Source organism: Neisseria sp. HMSC068C04, assembly GCF_001810105.1.
Taxonomy (GTDB): Bacteria; Pseudomonadota; Gammaproteobacteria; order Burkholderiales; family Neisseriaceae; genus Neisseria; species Neisseria flavescens_B.
In genome coordinates this window covers 39807-46675 of the sequence record NZ_KV799919.1, presented here as the reverse complement: position 1 = coordinate 46675, position 6869 = coordinate 39807, and the positions used below count along the sequence as shown (strand labels likewise).

Genomic DNA, 6869 nt, shown 5'->3' with positions numbered 1-6869 from the left:
TTTCGTTAACAGACTATTTTTGCAAAGGTCTCAAACTGTTTGCCAAATTCGATAAATTCGTCTTTTTTGGCTTTGGCTTTGCCGGAGTCGATGGCTTCTTGAGCGGCTTTGACGCCATCTGCCAGCGAAGCAACCACATTTCCTGCATAGAGCGCGGCGGCGGCATTGAGGACGACGATATCGCGTGCGGCACCGGCTTTGCCGTCCAACACTTCGTTCATTTTTTGCAGGGATTCTTGCGCGTTTTCGACTTTGATTTCGTCCAAATTGCGGCGGACTTCCATGCCGAAATCGGCTGGGCTGATGTCGTATTCGGTGATTTTGCCGTCTTTCAGTTCGGCAACGCGGGTTTTGCCTGTCAGCGTGATTTCATCCAAACCGCCTTCGCCGCACACAACCAAAACATGTTTGGAACCAAGCTGTTGCAAGACACGGGAAAGAATGCCGCACAAGTCGATGTGGAACACGCCCAAGAGTTGGTTTGCCGCACCGGCAGGATTGGTCAGCGGGCCCAAGATATTGAAGATGCTGCGGAAGCCGAGCGAACGGCGGACAGGGGCAACATAGCGCATGGCGCTGTGATGGTTGGGCGCGAACATAAAGCCGATACCGGTTTGCTGAATGCTTTGGGCAACCTGTTCGGGGTTGAGGTTGAGGTTGGCACCCATTTGTTCCATGACATCGGCTGCGCCGCTGGATGAAGAAACGGAGCGTCCGCCGTGTTTGGCGACTTTAGCGCCTGCTGCCGCCGCGACAAACATGGAAGTCGTGGAAATATTGAAGGTTTTGGCACCATCGCCGCCTGTGCCGACAATATCGACCAAGTCATCGGCGTTTTCCAGCGGCACTTTGGTGGCAAATTCACGCATTACGCTGGCTGCGGCGGTAATCTCGGAAACGGTTTCAACTTTAATCCGCAGGCCGGTCAGGATGGCGGCGATTTGCTCGGGCGGAACTTGTCCGCTCATGATTTGGCGCATGAGGTCAGTCATCTCATCGTAGAAAAGTTCGTTGTTGCTGATGAGGCGTTCAATCGCTTGTTGAGGGGTAATCATGATTTTTCCTTTATTCGTGTCCGATGTGATTCAGGCCGTCTGAAAATGTGGTTTGAACACTGTCAAACACATTTCAGACGGCCTTTCATTAAGATTTTTGCGGGCGATAGTCTTTGAATTCTTCCAAGAAGTTTTTCAGCATATCGTGGCCGTGTTCGGTCAGCAGGGCTTCGGGGTGGAACTGTACGCCTTCGACGGCATATTCTTTGTGGCGTACGCCCATGATTTCGCCATCTTCCGTCCATGCGGTAATTTCGAGGCAGTCGGGCAGGGTGGCACGGTCGATGGCCAGGCTGTGGTAGCGCGTGCAGTTGACCGGATTGGGCAGGTCCTTAAACATGCCTGTGCCGTGATGGAAAACGGGGGAGACTTTGCCGTGCATCATTGTTTGCGCGCGCACGACATTGCCGCCGAACGCTTCGCCCATGGTTTGATGGCCGAGGCACACGCCCATGATGGGCAGCCTGCCGGCAAAGTGCTGCATGGCTGCAACAGAAATGCCTGCTTCTTTAGGGGAACAAGGGCCCGGGCCGATGACCAGATATTGCGGTTTCAGGGCTTCGATTTCTTCGATGGTGATTTCATCGTTGCAACGTACCAAAACTTCCTGCCCCAATTCGGCAAAGTATTGGACGATGTTGTAGGTGAAGCTGTCGTAATTATCAATGAATAAAAGCATTTGCAAACCTTTAATGACATTTTGGCAGACAGTGGGAGGCCTGCCAAAAGTGTAAAAATCGTTTATGTTTGCATAATATCACAATCTTTACCTAAAGGCCGTCTGAAACGGCGGATAAGACAAAACAGCTAAAAAATGCTATGCTTTACGCTTTGAACCTAATCTGTTTGAAGTGATGAAAAAGTATCTTATCCCGACTGCCGCCGTCGTTGTCGCCGCTGTGCTCGGCACGCCTTATTATCTTGGTGTCAAAGCGGAAGAAAGCCTGACCGAGCAACAAAAGCTGTTGCAGGAATCCGGTTTCCTGACCGTTGAGTCCCACCAATACGATCGCGGCTGGTTCAGTTCAACCGAGACGACCGTCATCCGCCTCAAACCGACCCTGTTTCAAAATACGCAGAAATACCTGCCGGACAATTTGAAAACCGTCCTGCAAGAGCCGATTACGGTCATCAACCATGTGACACACGGCCCGTTTGCCGGCGGCTTCGGCACGCGTGCACACGTGGAAACCGAGTTCCAATACCATCCAGAAACCAAAAAAGTTTTGGACCGCTTCTTCGGCCAGCAAACACCGTTGACCATGACCAATACGGTTTACCTTTCCGGCGACGGCAAACTCAGCCTCAATATCCCAGCCTTCGACTATGAAGAGCTTTCCGGTATCAAGCTCAACTGGAAAGGTTTTAGCGGCAATACCGATTACAGCCAAGGCTTCAAAAGCTATCGCCACGATTACCTTGCGCCGTCTTTACAAGTCAAATTGGCCGATAAAGGCGATGTGTCTTTGGAAAACCTGCGCTTCCAATCCGAAACGGAAGACGGCCTGACCAAGCTTGCTTTGGGCAAGAGCAGCATTACGCTGGATAAATTCCTGCTGCAATGGAAAGAAAACATCGATTACAACGTTAAGTTGAACGAACTGGTCAATCTTGTGACCAACCTGCAAATCGGTGCATTCATCAATCCGACCGGCACGATTGCTCCGTCTAAAATCGAAGTCAGCAAACTGCGTTTCGATACCCAAACCGGCGAAGTCGATAAATTCATCAACAGCGAAGGCCGCTTCCAATTTGAAAGCCTGACTTATGGCGAAGACAAATACGGCCCTCTGGACATCAATGTCGCTGCCGAGCATTTGGATGCCGCATCACTTCTGGCATTGAAAAACAAAATTGCCGAAGTGTCCGTGAAGAAAATGAGCGAAGAAGAAATCCAGGCTTCCTTGATTCAGACGGCCAAAAACGAGGCTTCAGGCCTGTTTACCAACAATCCGGTTTTAAACGTCAAAACCTTCAAATTCACCATGCCTTATGGCGATGTCGATGTCAGCGGCAAACTCGCGTTTAAAGGTTTGGCAGCCAAAGACCTCAACAATTTGGGCGATATGCTGAAGAAAACCGAAGCCGACTTCAACATGAGCGTACCGCAAAAATTGTTGGAGCAGCTCGCCGTCAATCAAGCAAGCAGCTTATTTAGCGTCAATGCCGAAGATGAAGCCGCAGGCCGTGCCAGCATCGACGATATCAATGAGACTTTGCGCCTGATGGTAGACAGCACCATTAAAAGCATGGCAAGTGAGAAATATCTGACCTTAGAAGACGATAATGTCAAAACCCATCTGACTTTGCAAAACAGCGAGTTGAAATTAAACGGAAAAGTCCTGCAAAGCGACCCGGAACCCGAGTTTGACGAAGCAGACTTTCCCAATAACTAATCCTCAATCACACAAACAGCGGTTTTAGCTTCCCAGGAGTTAAAACCGCAAATCAACCCACAATCAAAAAGGAAACCCATGTTCCGTACCATGCTCGGCGGCAAAATCCACCGTGCCACCGTTACCGAAGCCGACCTGAACTACGTCGGCAGCATTACCGTTGACCAAGACCTGCTGGATGCGGCAGGTATTTGCGTTAACGAAAAAGTCGCCATCGTCAACAATAACAACGGCGAACGTCTTGAAACCTACACTATCCCCGGCGAACGCGGAAGCGGCGTCGTTTGCCTCAATGGTGCGGCCGCGCGTTTGGTTCAAAAAGGCGACATCGTGATTATCATGTCTTACGTCATGTTGTCCGAACCCGAAATTGCAGCGCATGAGCCGAAAGTCGTCCTCGTTGATGAGAACAACAAAATCCGCGACGTGATTTCTTATGAGCCGCCGCACACAGTGTTGTAATATTCAAATAAAGGCCGTCTGAAACGTTTCAGACGGCCTGTTTCCCAAATTCAACTTATCTGAAAGGCTTTGCCGTGAATATCCAAATCAACAACATCACCGTCAGCAACGATGCGCCCTTTACCCTTTTCGGCGGCATCAATGTCCTTGAAGACCTCGACTCTACGCTGAAAGCCTGTGAGCAATACGTTAAAGTCACCGATAAACTCGGCATCCCTTACGTGTTCAAAGCCTCTTTCGACAAGGCAAACCGCTCTTCCATCCACTCGTTCCGCGGTGTGGGTTTGGACGAAGGTATGAAGATTTTTCAAGCGGTGAAACGCGAGTTTGACGTTCCCGTGATTACCGACGTTCACGAGCCTTACCAATGCCAACCGGTTGCCGAAGTCTGCGATGTCATCCAGCTGCCTGCCTTCTTGGCACGCCAAACCGATTTGGTGGTGGCAATGGCGAAAACCGGCAATGTCATCAACATCAAAAAACCGCAATTCCTCAGCCCGTCTCAAATGAAGAACATTGTGGAGAAATTCCAAGAAGCAGGCAACGAGCAAATCATTTTGTGCGAACGCGGCGCAAACTTCGGCTACGACAACTTGGTGGTCGATATGCTCGGCTTTGGTGTGATGAAAAAAACGTGTCACAACCTGCCCATTATTTTTGACGTAACCCATTCCCTGCAAACGCGCGAATCCGGTGCTGCCGCATCAGGCGGTCGTCGCGCCCAAGTATTGGACTTGGCACTTGCCGGTATGGCAACCCGATTGGCCGGTTTGTTCCTCGAATCCCATGCTAATCCCGACCAAGCCAAATGCGATGGCCCAAGCGCATTGCCGCTTGCGCAATTGGAAGACTTCCTGACCCGTGTTAAAGCAATCGATGAAACCGTGAAATCGTTTGCGCCTATGGATATTCGTTAAAGGCAAATAATTTAAAAGGCCGTCTGAAAATAGTTTCAGACGGCCTTTTTATCGGCGTTACTGTCCGCGTAAAAACAACGCATCTAATTCTTTTAAAGTCAGTTTGACCCAAGTCGGACGGCCGTGATTGCACTGGTTGCTGCGCGGCGTATTTTCCATATCGCGCAGGAGGGCGTTCATTTCCGGCAGGGTAAGCTGGCGGCCGGCACGGACGGAGCCGTGGCAGGACATGGTGGCGAGGATGTGGTTTTCGTGTTCTTCGATGGTTTGGCTGCTGCCGACTTGGACGAGTTCGCCCAAAACGTCTTTCGCCAGCGAAACGACGTCGGCTTTGCCGAGCATGGCGGGGACGGCGCGGACGGCAAGGGTATTGCCACCCATGTCGGACAATTCCAGCCCGAAGCCTGCCAGCGTTTCGGCATGATCGGCAAGGGCGGCGCATTCTTCGTGGGACGCGGCAAAGGTTACGGGAATAAGCAGGCGCTGGCTTTGCAGGTTGCCGTTTTCCTGACGTTGGCGTTTCATTTTCTCGTAGTTGACGCGTTCGGCGGCAGCGTGCATATCGATGAGCAACAGGCTGTCTTCGGCTTGGGCAAGGATGTAGATGCCTAGTAATTGGGCAATGGCAAAGCCGAGCGGAGGCAGTTCGGATTGGGAGGAAAGGCCGTCTGAAAGCGACGTATCTGTTTTTGGGATAGGCATTTCAGACGGCATATTGCCGAAACGTGCCTGCTCGAATTGGCTCAACTCAAGGTCGATGTCGTCGGTTTTTTTGTAGAGCTCGGCGTAAGTATTCATGGCTGCGCGGCTTTCGCGCAGGGATAAGCTGCGTTGTTGCGGCGCACGCGCGGCTTGGTAAGGCATAGGCGCGGTTTTGCCTGATGAACCAAAGGCATTGCGTGTATCGGGTTTGCTGCCTGTCGGGTAGTTGGATGCGCTATTAAACAGATTTTCGCTGTCGTTTTCAGACGGCATTGGGGCAGGAGTAATGCCGGTAATGTCATGCAACACTTCGCCTGCGTTGCTGACGCTTTCGGTCAAGTCGGCGCGCGTGTCGGCAAGGGCTTTGTTGAGCGTGTGGAACACGAGTTGGTGTACTTGTTGGCTGTCACGGAAACGGATTTCGGTTTTGGTCGGGTGGACGTTGACATCCACGGCTTCGGGTGGCAGGTCGAGGAAGAGGACGAAAGCAGGCGTCAGTGCGTTGTGCAATACGTCGCGGTATGCCTGTTTGACGGCATGGAGCATGACTTTGTCGCGGACAAAACGATGGTTGACGAAGCAGTATTGTTTGTCGGTTTTGCCTTTGGCAAAAGTCGGCTTGGCAATCGAGCCATAGAGCCGCAATGCGCCATTGCCGCTGTCAATTTCCAATGAGGCCGTCTGAAAATCATCGCCGACAATGGCGGCAATACGTTCATGCAGGCTTTGTGCAGGAAGTTTGAACACTTGTTTGCCGTCGCGTTTGAGTGAGAAGGCAATGTGTGGATGCGCCAGCGCGAGGCGTTCGAGCATGGTGGCGCAGTGGGCGTATTCGGTGTTTTCGGATTTGAGGAACTTGCGCCGCGCGGGAGTGTTGAAGAAGAGTTCGGCGGCTTCGATGGTGGTGCCGACGGGGTGGGCGGCTGCCGTAGGGCTGCTGAGTTTGCCGTCTTCGGCTTTGACTTGTGTCGCATGCGAACTGTCTTCTTGACGGCTGGTCAGGGTCAGACGGCTGACGGAGGCGATACTGGCCAAACCTTCACCGCGAAAGCCCATGCTGGCAACGTGTTCCAAATCGTTTAAGGTTTTGATTTTGCTGGTGGCGTGGCGGTGGAGCGCAAGCTCGATGTCGTCTGGATGGATACCGCTGCCGTTGTCGCTGACGCGAATCAGGCGGATGCCGCCGCCGGCCAGCTCGACATCAATCGCTGTCGCGCCTGCATCGATACTGTTTTCAACGATTTCTTTCAAGGCGTTGGCAGGGCGTTCGACCACTTCGCCGGCGGCGATTTGGTTGACAAGATGGTCGGGCAGGGCGGCAATTCGGGACATCGGTT

At 52.1% G+C, this 6869-nt stretch carries 6 protein-coding genes; 3 read left to right on the top strand and 3 right to left on the bottom strand.

Annotated elements, in window-relative coordinates:
* Positions 1-5 precede the first annotated feature (5 nt).
* Together trpD and HMPREF2700_RS02585 are read right to left on the bottom strand one after the other, a co-directional pair.
* Entirely contained in the window at positions 6-1055 is a 1050-nt protein-coding gene (gene trpD, locus HMPREF2700_RS02590) for an anthranilate phosphoribosyltransferase (RefSeq protein ID WP_070589794.1), read from the bottom strand.
* A gap of 88 nt (positions 1056-1143) precedes the next feature.
* Complete coding sequence (locus HMPREF2700_RS02585) at positions 1144-1734, bottom strand: aminodeoxychorismate/anthranilate synthase component II (protein ID WP_070589792.1); 591 nt, start codon at positions 1732-1734, stop codon at positions 1144-1146.
* Between the two features lie 175 nt (positions 1735-1909).
* Here HMPREF2700_RS02585 and HMPREF2700_RS02580 point away from each other — a divergent pair, with 175 nt between their 5' ends.
* The 3 genes from HMPREF2700_RS02580 (at position 1910) to kdsA (ending at position 4830) form a co-directional block, all read left to right on the top strand.
* Positions 1910-3451 (top strand): YdgA family protein, encoded by a 1542-nt coding sequence (locus tag HMPREF2700_RS02580; RefSeq protein ID WP_070589790.1) that lies wholly within the window; start codon positions 1910-1912, stop codon positions 3449-3451.
* Positions 3452-3529: 78 nt separating this feature from the next.
* Positions 3530-3913, top strand: a complete 384-nt coding sequence (gene panD, locus HMPREF2700_RS02575; RefSeq protein ID WP_003678944.1) for an aspartate 1-decarboxylase — start codon at positions 3530-3532, stop codon at positions 3911-3913.
* Positions 3914-3987: 74 nt separating this feature from the next.
* On the top strand, positions 3988-4830 hold the full coding sequence (gene kdsA, locus HMPREF2700_RS02570) for a 3-deoxy-8-phosphooctulonate synthase (RefSeq protein WP_070589788.1): 843 nt from the start codon (positions 3988-3990) through the stop codon (positions 4828-4830).
* Between the two features lie 57 nt (positions 4831-4887).
* On the opposite strand, the gene mutL is transcribed toward kdsA, so the two are convergent.
* Positions 4888-6864 (bottom strand): DNA mismatch repair endonuclease MutL, encoded by a 1977-nt coding sequence (mutL, locus tag HMPREF2700_RS02565; RefSeq protein ID WP_070589786.1) that lies wholly within the window; start codon positions 6862-6864, stop codon positions 4888-4890.
* Between the last annotated feature and the right edge of the window lie 5 nt (positions 6865-6869).

Bases quoted from the DNA above. Each gene is read 5' to 3' on its own strand.
- trpD (WP_070589794.1), bottom strand. From the start codon at position 1,055: ATGATTACCCCTCAACAAGCGATTGAACGCCTCATCAGCAACAACGAA.
- HMPREF2700_RS02585 (WP_070589792.1), bottom strand. From the start codon at position 1,734: ATGCTTTTATTCATTGATAATTACGACAGCTTCACCTACAACATCGTC.
- HMPREF2700_RS02580 (WP_070589790.1), top strand. From the start codon at position 1,910: ATGAAAAAGTATCTTATCCCGACTGCCGCCGTCGTTGTCGCCGCTGTG.
- panD (WP_003678944.1), top strand. From the start codon at position 3,530: ATGTTCCGTACCATGCTCGGCGGCAAAATCCACCGTGCCACCGTTACC.
- mutL (WP_070589786.1), bottom strand. From the start codon at position 6,864: ATGTCCCGAATTGCCGCCCTGCCCGACCATCTTGTCAACCAAATCGCC.